The organism is Streptomyces sp. NPDC043996 (genome assembly GCF_056435225.1).
Genome location: NZ_JBWKEY010000001.1, coordinates 337,476 through 357,193 on the forward strand (window position 1 = coordinate 337,476; position 19,718 = coordinate 357,193).

13 protein-coding genes and 1 pseudogene are annotated in these 19,718 nt (G+C 65.9%); 11 read left to right on the forward strand and 3 right to left on the reverse strand.

Translation table 11 applies throughout. The features are described from left to right. Positions 1-28: 28 nt before the first annotated feature. Positions 29-1,459 carry an amidase gene (locus AC07A4_RS01550; protein ID WP_478591427.1) on the reverse strand — a complete coding sequence of 477 codons (1,431 nt, stop codon included), beginning with the start codon at positions 1,457-1,459 and terminating at the stop codon, positions 29-31. Positions 1,460-1,743: 284 nt separating this feature from the next. Between AC07A4_RS01550 and AC07A4_RS01555 the strand changes: the two genes are divergently transcribed. The 4 genes and pseudogenes from AC07A4_RS01555 to AC07A4_RS01570 all read left to right on the forward strand — a co-directional run bounded on the left by AC07A4_RS01555 (position 1,744) and on the right by AC07A4_RS01570 (position 6,902). Next, positions 1,744-1,872: a DUF6408 family protein gene (locus tag AC07A4_RS01555; RefSeq protein ID WP_478591430.1), complete on the forward strand. Its 129-nt coding sequence runs from the start codon at positions 1,744-1,746 to the stop codon at positions 1,870-1,872. A gap of 162 nt (positions 1,873-2,034) precedes the next feature. Then, positions 2,035-4,098: a DUF2075 domain-containing protein gene (locus AC07A4_RS01560; RefSeq protein WP_478591432.1), complete on the forward strand. Its 2,064-nt coding sequence runs from the start codon at positions 2,035-2,037 to the stop codon at positions 4,096-4,098. A 110-nt stretch (positions 4,099-4,208) separates the two neighbouring features. Next, a complete protein-coding gene (locus tag AC07A4_RS01565; protein ID WP_478591434.1) occupies positions 4,209-6,089 on the forward strand; it encodes a DNA/RNA helicase domain-containing protein in 1,881 nt (626 codons plus the stop codon). A 232-nt stretch (positions 6,090-6,321) separates the two neighbouring features. Continuing rightward, a pseudogene (locus tag AC07A4_RS01570) lies at positions 6,322-6,902 on the forward strand (Uma2 family endonuclease). 210 nt (positions 6,903-7,112) lie between these two features. Here AC07A4_RS01570 and AC07A4_RS01575 read toward each other — a convergent pair. Both AC07A4_RS01575 and AC07A4_RS01580 read right to left on the reverse strand, forming a co-directional pair. Beyond that, complete coding sequence (locus AC07A4_RS01575) at positions 7,113-7,295, reverse strand: hypothetical protein (protein WP_478591436.1); 183 nt, start codon at positions 7,293-7,295, stop codon at positions 7,113-7,115. A gap of 221 nt (positions 7,296-7,516) precedes the next feature. Beyond that, positions 7,517-8,227 (reverse strand): hypothetical protein, encoded by a 711-nt coding sequence (locus AC07A4_RS01580; RefSeq protein WP_478591438.1) that lies wholly within the window; start codon positions 8,225-8,227, stop codon positions 7,517-7,519. A gap of 377 nt (positions 8,228-8,604) precedes the next feature. On the opposite strand from AC07A4_RS01580, the gene AC07A4_RS01585 reads away from it, so the two are divergent. The 7 genes from AC07A4_RS01585 (at position 8,605) to AC07A4_RS01615 (ending at position 19,509) form a co-directional block, all read left to right on the forward strand. After that, complete coding sequence (locus tag AC07A4_RS01585; protein WP_478591440.1) at positions 8,605-8,871, forward strand: hypothetical protein; 267 nt, start codon at positions 8,605-8,607, stop codon at positions 8,869-8,871. Next, positions 8,868-9,260, forward strand: a complete 393-nt coding sequence (locus tag AC07A4_RS01590; protein ID WP_478591443.1) for a PIN domain-containing protein — start codon at positions 8,868-8,870, stop codon at positions 9,258-9,260. The genes AC07A4_RS01585 and AC07A4_RS01590 overlap by 4 nt, the downstream gene beginning before the upstream one ends. Before the next feature lie 455 nt (positions 9,261-9,715). Continuing rightward, positions 9,716-11,236 carry a hypothetical protein gene (locus AC07A4_RS01595; protein ID WP_478591445.1) on the forward strand — a complete coding sequence of 507 codons (1,521 nt, stop codon included), beginning with the start codon at positions 9,716-9,718 and terminating at the stop codon, positions 11,234-11,236. Further along, the gene (locus AC07A4_RS01600) at positions 11,214-12,017 is read left to right on the forward strand and encodes a hypothetical protein (RefSeq protein WP_478591447.1); all 804 of its coding nucleotides are present in this window, start codon (positions 11,214-11,216) and stop codon (positions 12,015-12,017) included. The genes AC07A4_RS01595 and AC07A4_RS01600 overlap by 23 nt, the downstream gene beginning before the upstream one ends. Continuing rightward, entirely contained in the window at positions 12,010-16,509 is a 4,500-nt protein-coding gene (locus AC07A4_RS01605; protein WP_478591450.1) for a coiled-coil domain-containing protein, read from the forward strand. The genes AC07A4_RS01600 and AC07A4_RS01605 overlap by 8 nt, the downstream gene beginning before the upstream one ends. Further along, entirely contained in the window at positions 16,481-17,623 is a 1,143-nt protein-coding gene (locus AC07A4_RS01610) for a Wadjet anti-phage system protein JetD domain-containing protein (RefSeq protein WP_478591452.1), read from the forward strand. The genes AC07A4_RS01605 and AC07A4_RS01610 overlap by 29 nt, the downstream gene beginning before the upstream one ends. Beyond that, positions 17,620-19,509, forward strand: coding sequence for a tetratricopeptide repeat protein (locus tag AC07A4_RS01615; RefSeq protein ID WP_478591455.1), 1,890 nt, complete (start codon positions 17,620-17,622; stop codon positions 19,507-19,509). Before AC07A4_RS01610 ends, AC07A4_RS01615 begins: the two co-directional genes overlap by 4 nt. The last annotated feature ends 209 nt before the right edge of the window (positions 19,510-19,718 follow it).

A 19,718-nucleotide genomic window follows, 5' to 3' on the forward strand; every position in this document is an offset into this window, starting at 1 on the left:
CCCCGCCCTCCCCGGCGGGGGCCGCGGCTCATTCCCCGAGCCGGGGCCGCACGCGCCCCCACCCCGTCGCGGCCTCGAAGGCGGCGCCCGCCTCCAGGACGGCCCGCTCGGCCCGGGGCGGCCCCACGATCTGAATCCCCACCGGCAGCCCGTCCGCCGTGAACCCGGCGGGCACGGCAAGCGCGGGCCCACCAAGCAGCGAGACAAAGAACGCCGACCGCATCCAGTCGATATACGTCTCCTGCGCCCGCCCGCCCACGACCGCCGGGTACTCCGACTCCACCGCGAACGGCGCGACTTGGCTGACCGGCGCGATCAGCACGTCGTACCGCTCGAAGAACCCCACCGCGGCGAGCAGCATCCGGGTGTGCTCGGCCGTGGCCGCCGCGAGGTCGGGCCCGGTCAGCCTCCGCCCCTCCTCCACGTTCCACACCACGCTCTCCTTGAGCAGCGCGCGATGCTCATCAAGGACCGCCCCGAGACCCAGCTGGAACGCCTGCGCGCGCAGCACCCGGAACACGGCGTCGGCCCCGTCCAGATCGGGGCAGTCCTCCTCGACCCGCCACCCCAGCGCCTCGAACACCGCGCCCTGCCTCTCGAGCACCTCCCGCACGTCCGCGTCCACGGGCACCCGCCCGCCCAGATCGGGCGCCCACGCGACCCGCAGCCCCCGCGTGTCCCGCTCCAGCGGCGCCCGGAACGACGCGGCGGGCGGCGCCTCCAGCGACAGCGGGCAGCGCGGGTCCGGCCCCGCCATCACGGACAGCAGCAGCGCCACATCGGCGACGCCGCGCGCCATGGGCCCCGGCACGGTAAGGGTGTCCCACACGTTCGCCGTCGGATACGCCGGCACGCGCCCCGGCGTGGGCCGCAGCCCCACCACGTTGCAGAACGAGGCCGGATTCCGCAGCGAGCCGCCCATGTCACTGCCGTCCGCGATCGGCTGCAACCCCGCCGCGAGCGCGGCCGCCGCACCCCCGCTGCTGCCACCCGCCGACCGCCCGAGGTCGTACGGATTCCGCGTGGCCCCGAACACGGCGTTGTACGTATGCGACCCCGCCCCGAACTCCGGCACGTTGGTCTTCCCGAACCGCACCGCCCCCGCCCCCACCAACCGCCCCACCACCAGCTCGTCCTCCTCGGGCACATGCCCGGCGAACACCGCCGACCCCCACGTGGTCCGCATCCCCCGCGTCATATGCGTGTCCTTAAACGCAACAGGCAACCCATGCAACACCCCCACCTCCCCACCCCCAACCAGCCACTCATCCGCCCGCCCAGCCGCCGCAAGCGCCCCCTCGACATCCCACGTGACAACAGCATTAACCAGCGGGTTAACCCGCTCCCCCCGCGCCAGCACCGCCCCCACCAACTCCCGCGCGGAAACCTCCCGCTCCCGCACCATCCGAGCCAACTCCACAGCACCCAGAAAACAGAGATCGTCATCGCCCATGAGCATCCACGGTGGAGGCGACGGCCGCAGAGCGTCAACGGGGCATCTTCGCGCCGAAGTGTCACCTGAGTACACGCACCACCTGGGCACTGCGGCGCGATAACTCCTTGACCAGGGAGCCCAGTCGTCAGCTAGCGTAAACCCGCACCGCGTGCCCTCCTCGGAGGAACTACGCGACGCGACCCGCGGAGACGCTGGTCCTTTCGGTTCGGTGACACCGCGCCAAGGTGCGCTCCCGGCGGGAGCCATCCGGCACCGTCACCGGTCACAACCGAAGGGGACGCATTCCGATGGCTGCCGTCGAGTACACGCCCAAGCACCGCGTTTGGATCCGTGATGTCCTGGTGGGCATCACGGCGAGCCTCGGCTCGAACCTGATGTGGGCGCTGGCGCAGGACGTGGTGCACCGCCTCGGCTGAGCCAGGGCGGCGGGCGGGCCTTCCGGGCCCGCCCTTCATTCCTCCACAGCCCGGGTAATCTGCAGACGTCATTGCGGCCCGCCGGGCTTCCGCTCCGCTTCGGTGGAGCCACGAAGGACATGCCCCCACCCGCACGAGTCACTTCGTGCCTGGGGAACTGTCGTGCTCTTGCAACTGTCCGCGGCCGAGCTCGGTCCACTCATAGTCGCCCGTGCCGGATCCCCCCTCCTCCCCCTCACCGAACGACTGCTCGAAGAGCATGCCCGCACCACGGGACGCCCGGCCGATCAAGGCGATGTCGCGTCCTGGAACAACAGCATTCCCGTGGTGGTCCAGGCCCTGCTGGACTGTGGCCTCGGCGGAGTGGAAGTACAGGTCGAGGTCGACCTGCCCCACACCAACTCCGCGGTCGACCTGGTGCTGTGCGGCCAGCGTCCCGGCACGGGAACCGACTCGTACCTCGCGGTGGAACTGAAGCAGGTTCGGCACGCCACGGTCGATCCCCGCTGCCCGATCGCCGTCGACCTCGGGTTCGGCGACGGGAAGAACAAACTGCACCCGGTACGACAGGTCCAGCGCTACTGCGGGTACATGGTGCGCTACCTCCCCCACCTTCGAGAGACCGACGATCGGCTGATGGGGGTGGCGCTGCTGCACAACGCGCGGGACGCGGACGTGGAGGCACTGTTCGACCTGCCTGAGAGCGACCACGGCTTTCTGTACACACTCGACGACCTGAAACTGTTCCACAAGGCCCTCACCTCACGGTTCGCCCCCGCGTCAGGGAAGCGAGCCGCACGCGCGCTGGACGAGGCTCGCCGTGATCCGCTGCTCAAGGTCACCGATGTGGCACGGCAGCGGTCCGTCACCGGCGGCGGCCTCACGCTCCTCGACGAGCAGTACGTGGCAGTCGACCGGATCATCCGGCACATCGAGAGGGCCGCCCCCCGCACCGGCTTCGACGTCGGACTTTTCCACGACGTCGACACCGCCCCCACCCCTGTCTCCGACCTCGAGCCAGACCGCAAACGCGTCTACATCCTGCGGGGCGGCCCCGGCAGCGGGAAGAGCGCCGTGGCGCTGGAGCTACACCGTACGCTCGGGCTCAACGGCCGCGAGGCCGTGCTGGCCAGCGGATCCCACGCGTACACGGAGACTCTGCGCGAGATCATGCTCAGCACGGCACGCCAGGGGCAGCTGTCGAGCAAGAACACCGCAGCTCTCAAGCTGTACCAGTACTTCAACAGCTTCTCCGCCACGCCGCCGGACAGCATCGACGTCCTGATCTGTGACGAGGCACACCGCATGCGGCGCAGCTCGACCTACCGCTGGACGCCCAAAGAGCTCCGGGACGACGACCGGCCGCAGGCGACCGAGTTGATCAGGGCCGCCAAGGTGCCGATCTTCCTACTCGACGACCACCAGTCGATCCGCCCGGACGAGGTGGGCACTGCCAGCTACCTCAAGGAGCTCGCCGAGAGCAGCGGTTGCCTGGTGGAAGTGACGGATCTGGAGGGAACGTTCCGGGCGGGTGGCAGCAAGCGGTACCAGAGCTGGGTCCAGCAGCTGTTGGGGCTGGGCGTCTCCGATCCGGTCACCTGGCGACCGGACGGGAGGATGACGCTCACGGTCGCCGACTCTCCCGAGCAAATGGAGCGGTTCATCAAGGAACGTGGCCATGAAGGGGCGACGGCGCGCATCACCGCGGGCTTCTGCTGGCCGTGGAGCAATCCGGACGGGGATCAGCTCGTCGACGACGTCCGCATCGGCGAATGGCACTGGCCCTGGAACGTGAAGCCAGAGCACAGCGTGCCGAACGCGCCCAAGTCGGATCTGTGGTCGACCAACGCCCAGGGCATCAACCAGATCGGCTGCGTCTACACGGCACAGACCTTCGAATACGACTGGAACGGCGTCATCATCGGACCCGATCTGCTGTTCCGCGAGGGAAAGTTCAGGGTCGACCGGACTGCTTCCCACGACCCCGCCTTCCGCGGCCCGGTCGACGACTCGGTCGTCGACCGGTGCATCCGCAACGCCTACCACGTGCTTCTCACCCGCGGCGTCGTCGGCACGGTGGTCTACGCGGTCGACCCGGAAACCCACAACGAACTGCGCAGGCTCATCACGGGCACCATCGGCATGCAGCACTACGACGGCGCCCAGCCGAAGCTCACCGCTGAGGGGGCCCAGCTGCCACCCGCCTACCGCAAACGTCACGGGTAGCCTTGATCCCGTCGTAGCTGCGGCCCGCCGGGCTTCCGCTCCGCCTGGCGGAGTCACCAAGGACATGCCCCCACCCGCACGAGTTCCTTCGTGCTGCCTGGGGGCACCTTTTGTTGTTCCGCGACTCCGCCGCCACGGTGGCCGCCGAGTGCCTCTCCGGTGCTCTCTTCCTCCGTCTGACGGAACAGTTCGTGCACGTGCACGGTCACCGACCGGGTTCTTCCGAAGTCCGTTCCTGGGAGCGGAGCATCCCGGTGCTCGCGAGCGCGCTCAACGACGCGGGGCTCGGGCAGGTGGAGATGCTCCTGGAGTACGGACTGCCCCTGAACAGCAAGCGGGCCGACGCCGTCCTGGCCGGGGTGCACCCCGAGACCAGTCTGCCGTCGTACGTCGTCGTAGAGCTGAAGCAGTGGAGCAGCGCCGAGCCGGACGACGACGATCCGTCGCTGTGCCGCCTCGACGGATACGACCGGGCCGTACTCAACCCCGTCGACCAGGTGCGCGGCTACTGCGAGTACCTCGTCTCCTTCAACGGAGCACTGGCCGAGCACCCGGAACGCGTCAGCGGCGCCGCCTATCTGCACAATGCCACCGAGTTCGGCGTCAGCGGACTCTTCGAGGCCGAACAGAACGAGCACGGCCAGCTCTTCATCGGGGCGCGGCGCGGGGAGTTCATCGATTTTCTGCGTTCGAAGCTGAGTGCCGAGTCCTGCACCTCGGCCGCGGACGAACTCATCAACGGGAAGATCGGCCCGTCCCGGCAGCTCATGAAGGTGGCCGCTCAGGAGGTGCGCGAGCGGGAGCAGTTCGTACTGCTGGACGAGCAGAAGATCGCGTACCGCACGGTCCTCAACGCCGTCCACCACGCCAAACGGGCCGACCACAAGGAGGTCGTGGTCGTCACCGGCGGGCCCGGCACCGGCAAGAGCGTGATCGCGCTCTCGCTCCTCGGCGAGTTGTACCGGCAGGGCGTCACCGCACTGCACGCGACGGGCTCCAACTCGTTCACCACGACGATGAGGAAGGTCGCGGGCGCCCGGAAACCCGTGGTACGAGATCTGTTCAAGTACTTCAACAGCTTCATGACCGCCGAGCGCAACGGTCTCGACGTCCTGATCTGCGACGAAGCCCACCGCATCCGTGAGACATCGGCCAACCGCTACACACCGGCGTCGAACCGCACCGGCAAAGCCCAGATCGAGGAACTCATCGACGCGGCGCGCGTCCCGGTCTTCCTGCTGGACGAGCACCAGGTCGTTCGGCCCGGCGAGATGGGCACGGTCGCACAGATCAGGGAGGCCGCCGAGAAGAAGGGGCTCAGCTGCCAGGTGGTGCCGCTGGACAGCCAGTTCCGGTGCGGTGGCAGCGATGCGTATCTGCGGTGGGTGGTCCGGCTGCTGGGGCTCGAGGCCGGTGGACCTGTGGCATGGGAGCCCGACGACAAGATGCAGCTCGTGGTCGCGGACACTCCGGAGGAAATGGAGGCCTTCCTCGAGGACCGCCGCTCGCAGGCCTACAGTGCGCGCATGTCAGCGGGCTACTGCTGGAAGTGGACGAAGAAGGTGCCGGCCGGGCAGGCGCTGCCGGCTGACGTCACCATCGGCACGTGGGAACGCCCCTGGAACGTCTTCGGTGACCGGGCCGTCGGAGGGGCGCCTCCGGCCGCCCTGTGGGCCACCGATCCGGCTGGCTTCGGCCAAGTGGGATGCGTGTACACAGCACAGGGCTTCGAATACGACTGGAGTGGCGTCATCATCGGCCCCGATCTTGTGTGGCGAGGCGATCGCTGGGTCACCGACCGCACGGCGTCCAAGGACCCGGTCTTCAAGAAGTCGACCCCGGACGCGGATGTGGATCAGCTGATTCGCAACACGTACAAGGTGCTCTTGACCCGGGGAATGATCGGCACGGTGGTGTACTCGACCGACGCCGAGACCCAGCGAAAGCTGCGGGAGCTGACCGGCGCGACCTCGATCCTCACCACGATCTGATGTGCCCCTCAAAAGGGGCACATCATCGCTCCGCGGCCGTTGGCGCTGCCACGCCCGTACGAGATCCTCTGGCCCCGTGCGCGGGCGAGCGGCAGCTCATCGGCCACCCCGCAACGGGGGCCGCGACCGAGTTGCCGTTCCGTTCTGATGAGCGTGCGGCCGAATACGGCAGCTCTCCAGCTAGCCGGGCCGTTCGCTGCTCGGCTTGAGCCGCAGGCACTACCGTGAAGCCATGACTGCACTGCCCGGCTGGATGCGCCCGCCGCGCGCGGAAGGCTGGTTCGTGGAGGACTTGGACCGCCTCCCCGAGGCACCACGCCACACCGAGCTCATCGACGGAGCCCTCGTCTTCATGATGTCGCCACAGCGGTCCTGGCATCGCCGCCTCGTCACCGCCCTGACCACAACACTCATGGCACAGGCGCCGACCGGCTTCGAGGTCGAGCGGGAGATGACGATCCGCCTCGATGCCCGCAACCGCCCGGAGCCGGACCTCCTGCTGACGGACCTGCCCTACGACCCCGACCCACCTGGTACGCCCCGGAGGACGTCAAGCTCGTCGTCGAGGCCGTGTCCCCGGAATCCGCCCACCGCGACCGCACCGTGAAGCTCCGCAAGTACGCAGAGGCCGGCATCCCGCACTACTGGTGCGTTGAGGACGAGGATGGCGCACCTGTCGTCCACGTCTACGAGCTCGACAAACCGACCGGCGCCTACGCGCCCGTCGGCATCTTCCGAGGCACCCTCCAGCGCCCGGTGCCCTTCGAGATCAGCCTCGACCTCGACAAGCTCACACCTCCGCGGGGCAACTGAAAGTCAGCACCAAGTCAGCACGGGAATACAGAAGGGGTCGGACTCGATAGAGAGTCCGACCCCTTCTGGCCTGCACACTTGATGAGACTACCTAACGCGTAGCGACGAGGCAGCTACATGTTGAAGCGAAACCTTCAATACAGCGCTCCCACCTGCGAAAACTTTCCTTCAGGTGATCGTATCCAGCACCGTCGAGACTCATCCAGCACGTCAAGCCGCGGAGACAGACTCGCCTGGCTCCTCGACCGCCGGACGCATGGCACTCTGCATGACGTCTCGGCAACGACCCCACGCCTCGGGGACTAGGTGCCCGTAGATGCCTACCGTCGTCTTGATCGACTTATGACCGAGCCAGCGCGAGAACTCGCGGATCGGCACGCCGTTCGCCAGCATGGTCGAGGCGAAGAAGTGCCGCAGACTGCCGGGCTGCCGGGCGTGTATTTGGCCTTGCCGTCCACGTCGACCACGCCTGCCGCCACGCACGCCTTCTTGAAGTGGTATCCGAAGGTGGAGGCGGTGGGCATCGCACCCTTGCCACGCTGACGCGGGGAGAAGAAGACCTCCAGCCGCCGACGTCTGCCGCTAAGCCCTATGAAGGCCACGGGCACTGGCGCTCACCGCGACAAGTGGCCGTCGATTTCCTGCTCGACGAACGGAGCAGCCGGGATATCCCGGCACTCGCCCTCCGTTCGGTACTTGAGCGGCACGAAGGTTGTGCGGCAGTCATCGCGGTGCGCTTTGGGGCTGACCTGCCAGCGGACCCTGACGAAGCCAGACCGTCGGCACTCGGTGGAGAATGCGAGGGCCTCGCTGGGGCGCTGGCCGGTGTCCGACTGCAGGTAAACCGCGAGCCGGTACTGCGGGGCGATGTGCCCCGCGATCAAATCAACCTCGTCCAGCGTGGGAATCTCGTCCTCGTCTACCGCGCACGAGACTGCCCGGGATACCAGGACGCCGCGGGCGGGATTGTGCGGGATGCGTTTCTCAACGACGGCCACCTCTAGCATCGCGGCCACCATTACCAACCGATCGTTGATCGTGGAGACCGCTAACCCGGCGCCAGAGGAGTGCAGTCGCTTGGCGAACCCCTCGAAGTCGCGCCGTGCCAGCCCGGCCAGCATCTTCCGTCCCAGTCGCGGCACGAGATGGTTGTGGATGAACCCTTCGTAGTTGCGGCGCGTCGATTCACCGATGATCCGACGCTCCAGCCACTCCTGAGCCCAGACCTGCAATGACACCCGCCCAGGCACAGGATCGAAACGAACGTCGGCCTTCTTGTCGTTCTCGACCTTGTCGGCGAATGCATCCGCACCACCCGAGCCCACTCGCCGGGCAAACGACCTCTCCCGCTGCCGCCCTCGCCTACCGCCCGGCTCCCGGTACCGCACCGTCCACCCGTGCCGACACCGCGGACGGTCACAGGGGAAGTTCCGGTCCCGGACGTCCTTCTTGCACCTCTGAAAAACGCTCGCCACCCAAGCCCCGATGCGTCGCCTGGCCCGTGCTCGAAACCGTGCACTGGCGCTCCAGGACCCAGCAAGGCATTCTTCGCCAATCCGCTCTTTCCAGCGACTATGGCCCCAACCTCACCCGCAGCTCTGGGCCCACCGAGCCCCCTCACCGCACGCGCTCGCACCCCAACGCTCGCTGGCGCGTGAAGCGCACATCGACACCGGAGGCCATACCGCACTATGGTTAATGTATGGCTACCAAGAAGGTGACTATCACCCTCGACGAATCCCTGGTCGAAGCCCTGGCAGGAGCCGCCGAGGAAGAAGGCATCCCGCTCTCCCGCCTCGTCGCCGGAGCAGCCGAACGCGAGCTACGCCTACGTGCCGGCCGCGCCGTCATCCAGGAGTGGCAGGCCGAGCACGGCGCCTTCACCCCGGAAGAGCTCGCCGCCGCCCGCGCGGACCTGGCCGCTGGCGACGCCGAATACCTCAGCAGCTCGGGAGCCTCAGCCGCGTGAACATCCCCTACCTGTACGACGCCGGGGTACTCATCGCCATCGACAACGACGACCGGCGCATGTGGGCCCGACACAGCCTGGCCCTGGAAGACGGACGGGACATCCACGTCCCGTCCGTCGTCGTCAGCCAGGCATGGCGGGACTCCCGCCGCCAAGTCAGACTCGGCAAGTTCCTCGCCGGATGCCACGTCGTACCGGTCGGCCTCGAAACCGCCAAAACCGCAGGCATCCTCTGCGGCAAGGCCGGCACCTCCGACATCGTCGACGCCACCGTCGTGACCATGGCATCCAGCCTCGGCGCCATCATCTGGACCTCCGACCCGCACGACATCCACGCCCTCATCGACGCCCACGACATCAAACCCGCCCCCGTCATCCGCACCGTTTAAGCGCCGGCCATCTCCAACGACCAGCCCGTACAGGCTCAGAGATCGCCGAGGCGCAGACGGATGTTGCCACCTGCTCGCGTAACGCTCTCACTGCCCGCCAGCATGGTGTTATCCCCCATCGCGACCTGCACTCTTCCCGAAAGACGAAAGGCTCGCTCTACATGCACCGCCGCTCTGGCACCCACGCTGAAATCGTCACCGCCCGCTCGATCAAGTCCTGTTACAGCCAGACCCTGCACTGATTCATCTGGCGCAGCTTGTAGCGGAATGAGGGAATCCGAATACTGGATCTGCCCGGTACTCGCAGGCGCCCGGATCGCCACCGAACAGGGGAACGTCAGTTCGTGAGCGACGAATTTCGACCTACGGCTCAATCGTGAGTGACGGGAGTCGTCGAACCGGATATCCGAGGATCCTCGCTTATGATGGTGTAGGGGGTGCTAGCGTGACTGATCGTGCATCACGATCTGCCCCACCCGCCTCACTTGCCTGATGAAGGACTGGTTCGCCGCGTCAAGGCGCTAGCTTGTACAGCACCGTTGCAGGCATTGGATCAGCGCAAGGCATCGCTGGACTGGGCAGATGCCAAGGTGTATCACATGGCCGAAATCGCGTTGCACACGATCGATCAGGTCACGATCGCGATGGACTTCGACGCCGGAGCTGAGCACGCCAAGGTACTTGAACAGGTAAAACACTTCGTCGCTGCCCAGGCGCCCGACAGAGGCGACGCCGAGCACGCCGCTGTGGCCGACTGGGTGCTCCAGCGGCTGATCAATGTCGGCACCATCGAACGTGGATTCTCCTGGCACTATGGACTTGTCGGGGATGAGGGGACCTACAACCGCTTCGAGTTCGACTTCAAATTGTTGGTGGAACAGTCGACATCCGACGGGTTTTCACTGCGGGCCACCGACGAGGCCATCAACGTACTCGTCGGCGCATTGGACACAGACGTGGAATCCGCGCAGATCGCCGCCGAGGTCAAACTCGACAACCTCATCAGGCGTGGTCGGCTCGCCGACGCCAAACTCGCCGCCGAACAGGCCAGGTACCGCACGGTCCAATATGGAGAGACACTACGTCGCTACCTCGATGCCACCCGTCGCGACGTTCGCACGGTGGACTGGGAACGGGTAGTACCAGACCTGCTGTTGGACGCGCTTGAACACATCGAGGGCCGCTACACGGCGGAGCATGCCATCCTGACCAATATCACCGCCGCGCGGGACGACTCCGACGATCCGCGCCACAAGCAGCGGGCAGCGGAACTCGTAGAGATCGTCCGCGACTGCATCCGCCGTCATATGCAGCTCCAGAAAGCCGTACAGGAAGCGGGTGATCAGTTCCGTTCCGAACAAGACCGTCAGCTGTTCTCCGGCGAACCACAGCGCGCCGCGCTCCACTTGCACGGACAACTGCTCGTACCGCTGCTCGGACTTCCAGTGGGCCAAGCACTTGGGCCGGTGTACGACTTCTTCCGTGGGGCGGTCGCCCCGGCACCCCCTGAGGTTCTCACGCTGCCGTCACTTGTGGCGCGTCTTCTGCAACCACCCTCGGAGCCCGAGAGATTCGCCGGCGAGGTCCGAGATCCTCAGTTCAACCCTGTGCCGGAACGGGAATTGTTCACCCCCGAACATTTTAGGCTGGCGAGCGAGATCCTTTCCTTGCCCGATGGCTCCGCGTCTCTGAGCGACTTGCTCGCACGTGCGCGCCGCCATGAGCCTCAGGTCGCGCGGCTGGTGATGCACCGGGCGGCACACGCTTTCAATCCGTCCGTCGGTGACGCGGTGCGTGAGCAGGTACCTGCGGTCTTGATCGCCGTGCCTACCGGGAATCCCCTTCACAACACGCAGTTCGGCGGCGATGAACTGTGGCTCACAAAAGCGGGCGTAAGGCCAGTCGTCCCAGGATCGGAGGAGCCGGGTACGGCTCGGCACGAGGAGTTCGGTGATGAGATCTCGCTTCACGGATGATGACGCCGAGCAGGCCGCACAGCTGCTCGCTTTCGCGATGCGCCCTCGGCAGCTGCCGAGTCGCGACAACGCCTATCGGGAACTTCTGCGCCGCTACCGGCACGACGGCGCGTTCCGGACGTTGACCGGACGGATCGCCGCCGGTCTGGGGCTCAGGGTGCTGGGGGAACACGAGGACATCGGCCTCGCGATCGCGGCCGACGGCGGTTCTCCCTTCGAGACCAGGATGGAAACCTACGCCCGCCGCACTCAGAAGGAAGGCGGTTACGCCGAGCGTTTTCTGCACGGCATCATCCACCTTGCCGTCGCCGCGGTGTCCTTTCCCCGGCCGGACGACCTCGCCAAAGACGAGTACGTCGGCAGGGTCAATGTCGACGTGGTCGACGCCGTCGTTCGCGAAGCCTGCGACAGGCTGCGTGAAAAAGCGGCGGCCCGTGAGGAGTCGGCCGACGTACCCAGTGACGCACCGGAACTGGAATTGGCGTGGCACGCGTATGCCAACCGCCCGGAGGCATTCCCCACCAAGGACAAGCGTCGAGCGATGAACACCACCAAGGGCATGGTCTCCCGGGCTCTGAACTTCCTCGCGGAGCAAGGCTTCCTGACTCCGATGAAGAACGCCGGCGATGACGTCTTCCAGACCACACGGCGTTACCAGCTTCAGGTTCGTGAACTCGCGGCCACCAGCGCCTTCGAGGAGTTGGTGGCGCTAGGCGTGGTCCCTCCCATGGCTGTGACGACCGGACCGGGAACCGTGGCGGAGGCCCCGGAAGATGTATGAACTGTCCCGAGTGCTCCTGCAGTCCGTCGGGCCCAAGGCGGCGCGCTACGAGAACGTTCTCCTGGACTTCAGCGGCGTCGGAGATCCCATCGCCGACCGCCCCGCCACCTTGTTCAGCGTCAGAGACGAGCAACCTGCCCGGCGCCCCTCTCCGGCCACGGTGCTCTTCCTTGAGAACGGCGGCGGCAAGTCCGTACTGATCAAGCTGATCTTCTCGGTCCTGCTGCCCGGACGCCGGCAAGTCGTGGGCGCCCGTGATCCTCGTACGCTGAGCGGCTTCGTACTCGACAACGATGTGGCCCACATCGCGCTGGAGTGGACACACACCCGCAGCGGGCGTCGGCTGGTGACCGGCAAAGTCGCCGAGTGGCGCCACCTCAAGGCGGCTCAGGACCCGTCCAACCTGCTGGAACGCTGGTACCACTTCCGCCCTACACGGGGGACCACACTCGACACCCTCCCTGTGGCCGAGGACGGACGATATCTACGGCTGACCGATTTCATCGGCGAACTCGACGAGGCACAGCGGACTGATCCCGAACTCGAGTTCGATCATTTCCGCGTTCAGTCCGAGTGGACGGAACGACTCACCGACCTCGGCTTGGATCCCGAACTCTTCCGCTACCAACGGGCGATGAACGCCGGGGAGGGTGAGGCTGCCGACGTCTTCTCCTTCGCCAGCGACGCCGCTTTCGTCGAGTTCCTGTTGTCGGCCGTGGTGCCCACCGGACCGGCACAAGATCTCGCCAACCTACTGAACTCCTACGGCGACAAGCTCGGGAGGCGTGGTGCGCTGACCCTGGAACGGGACTTCGTGGCCGGCGCGTTGGAGTTCCTCGAACCGCTGGCCGGCGTCCACATCACCGCTCTCACCGCCCAGGAGGAGCAGCGGGCCGCGAGGAAGACGCTGGACGCCTTTGTCCGTTCGGTGAAGGTACGCGCGTTCCGTGAGGCCGAAGCCGCGAAGGCGAGCGAGGTGGTTGCCGAACGCCTCGGCGGCGACCTACGACGGGCGGTGCTCCACCACGAGAAACTCACGGACGCTGCTCGTGAACTCGGCCGTCTCACAGCGCTGTTGAAGCTGGACGAAGCCGAGGAGGAACAGCAGAAAGCCCGCGCCGCGTGGAACCGGGCGCAGGAGACCGAACGCGCCTGGAAGGTCGTACCCCGCCTGGCCAAGTGCCTGGAAGCGACCGCCAACGCGAACCGCTTGCGTGAGCTGGTCCGGCGTACTGAGGAAGCCGCCCTTCCGGCACTGCAGGCCCGGGACGCCGCGCTGGAGGTTCTCGTCAGGGCATTGCGCACCATGTCACAGCGCCTCACTGAGCAGGCGGAGACGGCGCGACATCAGGCAGAGAGCGAACACACGCTGTCCGAGCAGGCTCAGGCCGAATACAACGCGGCCGTCGGCCTGGCTGCCGAGCACCGGGCACAGGCCAAGGCACTCGACGCCCGTATCCAGGAAGTGCGGGACGACCTCGCGGACGCCATGCGCGAAGGTCTGCTGAGCGACGGCATGACGGCTCGTGACGCCGCGAGGCAAGCCGAGGAGGAGGCCCGCCAGAACGCCGAGGAGATATCCCGGCAGGAATCCGCCGCCGAGGACGCGGCGGGGATTCACGATGCTTCCCGCCGAGCTTGCCAAACCGCCGAGCAAGCTTTGGCCGAGACCCGGCACTCTCTTGATCTGGCCCGCCGCGACTGGACGAGAGCCGACGAGCGCACCCGTGCGCTGGAAGCGGAGATCCAGCCCTTCGCACTCCTGGACATCGAACGTCTCGACCTTGAGGTGGACGCTCCCAGACTGGTCGGCAAGCTCGCTCAGCGACGTGATGCCGCCGATGTGGCAAGGACCGAGATCCGTATCGCCATGGTCCGTGACGAACGTGCCAGGCTCGCGTTGGAGACAAACGAACTACTGCCACCCTCCCCGGAGGCTGCGGAAGCGTGCGAGACACTGCGCGAAGCCGGTGTCGACGCCTATACCGGCTGGGACTACCTCGCTGGTCTGCCCCGGGTCGAGCGGCGTCGTGCGCTCATCGAGCGCGTACCGCATCTGGTTACGGGTGTACTCCTGAACGATCCCGAGCAGACGGCGCGGGCCACGGAGATCCTGGCCTCCCGGAAGCTGTGGCCCAGCACGCTGGTGGCCCTGGGAACCACCACGGACATGCACGAACCCGATGTATCGCTCTCAGGGCTGGATTTCGTGGTGCCTCCGCATCCGGCACTGTACGACGAGAGGGCAGCCGCGGAGGAGCGGCTCGCCCTCGGTCGTCGCCATGATGAACACCGCGCGCGGATCGCGGAGTGGGACGCTCGGCAACGTGTGTTCCTCACGTTGCTCAACCGCCTTGAGGAGTGGCGGGCGGACTTCCCTGACGGAAAGCTCACCGAACTGCGCGAGATCGTCACCGTCCGGGCGCAGGCTCACGACGAGGCCCAGAAGGAGCTGACCGAGCAGACCGAGAAGCGTGAGGTCGCAGCCGCCCGTCTCAAGGCCATTCGCGAAGCCATTCCGCCGCTTCGTACGGCGCAGTCGGCACTGGAAACCCGTAAGTCCACATTGCGTGGGCTGGCCGGCCAGGAGGTGCGGATCCCCGACTGGCAGACCGCTGTAGACCAGGCGCGGACAGCCGAGGTTCGAGCACGAGAGACCGCTCAACAGGCGGAAACGGCCGCCGAAAGCCACCGCGCCGCCAGCGCCGAGCACGTGCGCACGATGGACCGCCTGACCGGCTCCGCACATCGTATGACCGCCGAACTGAATGAGCTTCCGGGCGCCGACGCCATCGCGGAGAACAGGTCAGAGGCTCCGGCGGAACCGCTCCCCGTGCTGCGCCGTGCCTACGAGGCCGCGGCCATCGAGTACGAACGGGCATCCGTGGGAGCCGACCTGCTCCTCGACATGCGCCAGGCAGAGCAACGCGAGAAACAAGCGGCGCAGGAGCTGGGTGATGATTCTCCCGAAACACGAAAAGCCGCCCAGGCGTTGCTGAACGGTCCCGACGGAGTGGACGGCGCGAGCCGGGCCGCCGCTCAACGCCGTGCCGAACAGGCGGTCTCCGACCGCCAGAGCTCACTGTCCGAGGCGGATGCGAGTGTCGCGGAGCATCGAGCGGTCCTCAAAGACTTTCCGGAACCGCTCACCGACGTGGATCTCGCTCCCTACGGCCAGCCGCTTCACGTCTTGCACGGTATGCGCCTGATCGAAGCCGCGGAGCACGATCGGGACGAGGCGGAACGTATCCGGCGCGAACTCGCCTACCACAGCGAGCGCGCCGAGCGCACGGCCGCCGCTCTGCGCTCCTCCGCGCAGAACTTCACGGACCTGATCACCGTCCTGTCCCGGTCGGGTGAGCCTCGCGAAGACGACATACCCTATGAGGGCGGTGTCTCGGCAGCCCGGGACCGACACGCCATGCTGAAGACCGAGTACGACCAGATCGGGACAAAGGTCGAGGCGGCACTCGCCGAAGAACGAACGCTGACTGACCAACTGGTCGGGTTCGCCGCGGACGCGCGGTTCGGGGGGGTGCCCTCCCCCAGCCGAACCGTCATCCAGTCCTGTCCTCGTGCCGAACAGCCGGCGCGGGCGGCCGAATGGAGTGACAGCCTTCGCCCCAGACTCCGTAGCCTGACCGTGGACCTGGATTCCATCGATCGTCACCGTCGGCAGATCGTGCTCCAACTGTGCCAGCAGGTGCAGGAGGCACTGCGGACCTTGAAGCGGGCGCAGTCCCTTTCCCGGCTGCCCAGAGGGCTACAGGAGTGGTCCGAGCAGGAATTCCTGCGGATCCGCTTCACCGAGGTCTCCGAAGAAGCACTGGAGGACCGGCTCGGCACGGTCGTGGACGAGACCGCCGAAGCAGTGATTCAGGGAAAGGAGATCAAACGGGACGGCTTGGCCCTGCTGTTGCGCGGAGTCACGGAAGCAGTGGCTCCTAAGGGGTTCCGAGTGCGGATCCTCAAGCCTGACGCCGTTCTACGGACGGAACGGGTGCCCGTCTCGGCCATGAAGGACCTCTTCTCGGGTGGCCAGGTGCTGACCGCGGCCATCGTTCTCTACTGCACCATGGCAGCGCTGCGCGCGAACGAGAAGGGCAGGGTCCAGCACCGCCGGAATTCGGGTGTGCTGTTCCTGGACAACCCCATCGGTCGTGCCTCGGCCGGTTACCTGCTGCGGCTTCAGCAGTCGGTCGCCCGTGCGCTGGGTGTCCAACTCGTCTACACCACAGGGCTGAACGACCTGGCGGTCCTGGACTCCTTTCCGCTCGTCATCCGTCTACGCAATGACGCCGACCTACGCGCACACCGCATGTACCTCACCGTCGTGGGCGACAGAAGGAAGCATCTTCTCGAGCCTCTTGAGGAGGGTGAGAACCCGGTGATCACCTCCATCAGGTACCACGCACGTGCCGAGGCAGAGCACAACCACCACCAGGATTCCAAGGAAGAAAGCGTTGACCGATCTGAGTCGTCCCGCGCGTGAGCTGCTGAACGCGCTTCATAAACACGCCCGTTCGCAGAAGAAGTGGGACGGCACGCGTAAGGCAAGCGTCTCTCTGTCGGCGTTGCGTCGTGTCTTCCGTACGGTGCCCCATCCGAAGGTGGAGGGCGAGCTGGAGTCGGTGGTTCTGAGCCGCCGTCTGGACGAGCTGTACAAGTACGGGGCCATCGCGGCGATGAAGGGCGACGACGGGGAGAAGATTCCGTTGCCGAAGGGCGTGTGGGTGCTGCCCACCCACCAGGCGGCGAAGAAGGTACGGGAGCCCCTCCCACCGCTGCATCCGAAGATGCGCGAGGTGGCCAGGTACTGGGACGACGCCGCACTCAGAACCCGGATCGGCTATCGCGCGGTCAACAACTGGTTCCTCTCCGAGCCTGACATGAGTCCTGCGCCAAAACGTGAGCGTGCTCTTGACATCTTCGGCAGTCGCACCTACTCGGGATGGTTCGATGCCGAAGAAAAGGCGTTCGACGAGTTGGGGGGGCCGTTCTTCTCAGACCGGGAATCCCTCTACAAACTACTGCAAATGTATTCAGCGCCGCCCCAAATCCTCACCGAGAGGCTCATCGCAGAGAGCGACGGTTATTACGGGCAGGTCGGCGACGGTGACATTCTCCTGGTCGTAGAGAACGTCACCACGTGCTGGTCGTTGATAGAAGCGTTGGACGGGATGAAGGACCACGCAGTCGGCTACGTGGCCTGTGGGATGGGAAGTGCGTTCTTGGCCTCACTCGCCAGTGTGAAGATGCTGCGACACGGCAAGATCGCGAAGATTCGGTACTTCGGTGACCTCGACCCGACCGGCTTGTCGACCCCGGCGGCGGCCGCCGAGGAAGCCGACAAGGACAACGACCTCCCCGCAGTTCTGCCTGCGGTCGGGCTCTACGACGCACTGTTTCGCATCGGCACCCCGTTGCCGCGCAAGGAGAGACGCCTTACGACACAACAGGCAAGCGACCGAGTCCGCTGGCTTGGTCCTTCGCACCAGGCCCAAGCGACCGCGTTGTTGTGCGGCGAGGATCGCCTCGCCCAGGAATGGGTCAACCTGCGGTATCTGAAGTCGAACAGCGAGTGGCTCAGGGGCCTGGACAGATGAACGAGAGTTTCGCGCTCCCGCACCGCGATCCGAGTTTCCTCGGACGTGCCGAACTGGTGGACGACGTTCTTCCCGGATATCTGGATCGGGCAGATGACGGCGTACCGGTCGTACTCAACGGGCGAGTGGGCATCGGGAAGACAATGGTGAGCGGTGAACTGGCTCATCGGCTGCACTCTCGGTACCCAGACGTGAGCTGGATCGACGTGACAGCTGCCGGTTCTGGTCAACCGGCCGAACGGATCGCCGCCTGCCTCACCACTGTCCGCGGACGCACGGGACCTCATCTTCTGGTGTTGGACGGGGTGTCGGACCCAGAAGAGGTCGTCCGGTATCTGCCCCGGGACGAAACCAAAGTACTGATCACATCGCGGGCCGACACCGGGGTCTGGCAGCGGATCGCTCGTGTCATCCAGGTTCCGGTGCTGCCCCGAGAGGAGTCGGTACGCCTGCTGAGGACACGGGTCCATGGACTCACAGAAGCCGACGCCACGCTTCTGGCCGGCGCGTTGGACGACCTGCCACTTGCCATGGAGAACGCAGCGAGTTGGTTGACGAGCGGCATGACACCGGGGCAAGTAATGGAACAGTTGAAGTCCAGTGCTTCGAAAATCCTCAGCGGGTACCGCTCATCCGATTTCCCGAGATCGCTGGCAGGCCGACTGTTGAAGGCAGCGAATGTGCTTGCGAGCGGATCAGAGGAGGACCGGCGGATGCTTCATCTCCTTCATGCACTGGCCGTTCTCGGCCCTGATCCGTTTCCTACCCGAGCGCTGAGAGGGGACCGCTGGGAAGTATCGGATTCGGATGCACAGTACCTCCTGACTCTTTGCGACCTGCATCGCAGACTGGGAGGTCTACGTGATCGAGGGCTGATGATTTTACAGACGGGGGCGGCGAGGCTCGATGAAATCAGTGGCGCAGTTATCCGCGACCTGCTCGTCACCCGCCCTGAAGACGAGGTCGGCGCCTTTGCAATGGCGGAGCAGTTGTTGGTAGCAGCGACGCCAGAGCAAGCCGCAACGGAGGGAGCGTGGGGCGACTGGGCGCTGGTGACTCCATCCGTCCTCGCTCTCGATCCCGCGAACGTCCACACGGGGCCTGGCCGCAAAGCGATCCTTGACACATACGGCTACTTGGTGGACAGCGGCAGATACAAGGAGGTCATCGACGGTCTGTGCAATCTTCGCACTGCATGGGCGGATCACCTCGCGCAATGTCGAGCCGATGAACTGGTGGTGATGTCAGTGCTGGCTCGTGCCCACTTCGGACGTGGGCACTACGAAGACGCCGAGCGACTCAACTTGCAGGTCTACTGGGAAAGGGAGAGAAACCTGGGACCGAACGATCCCAGCACTCTGGCCGTGTTAGCGGATTGCGCGCTCGACCTCGGCGCCAAGGGCCACCACTCTGACGCGTGCCAGCTTGCCAAAGAATCCTGGCTGGAGCAATGCAAGATTTTCGGCGAGGAAAGCAGACCGGCAATGCGTACGGGAAGTTACCTGGCACGGCTTCAGACGCCGCAGGAACCGGACTCCGCTTATCGGCTGGGCCTACGCATTCACCGTCTCCAAATCGACCACCTCGGTGTCCGCCATCAGCACACCCTGGACACAGCCCATCACCTGGCGCTCTGTCTCGTCGCTCTGAACGACTTCCGGAAAGCCCTGCCGCTGCTGGAAGAGACCCTGAAATACCGGCAGGAGACCTTGCCTCCCGGCCATCCAGACACTCTCTGGACCGCCGCACATTGCTACCTACTATCGGCGGACTTGGGTCGTCCGGTGCACCAATCGGCCATGCGTTGGACATGCGATGGCCTTCGTCGAATTTTCGACGGGGATCACCACGTCATACGCCGCTTGATGGCAATGACGAAGTGCTGACCACCCGACATCAAATCCACCTTGTCTCGCACGCTACGGCCGAAACGGACCACACTCCAGCCAGAGTGGCATTTCGCGGGGAGCTGTCCCTTTCCCCTTCATTCGGAGCCGACCGCTACTTGAAGTGGGATTCGAGAGGACAAGGCCACCTCGACGGCACCGAGCGGGTATCGCTCGCCCAACGACACGGAAGGGGCCGAGATCCCGAG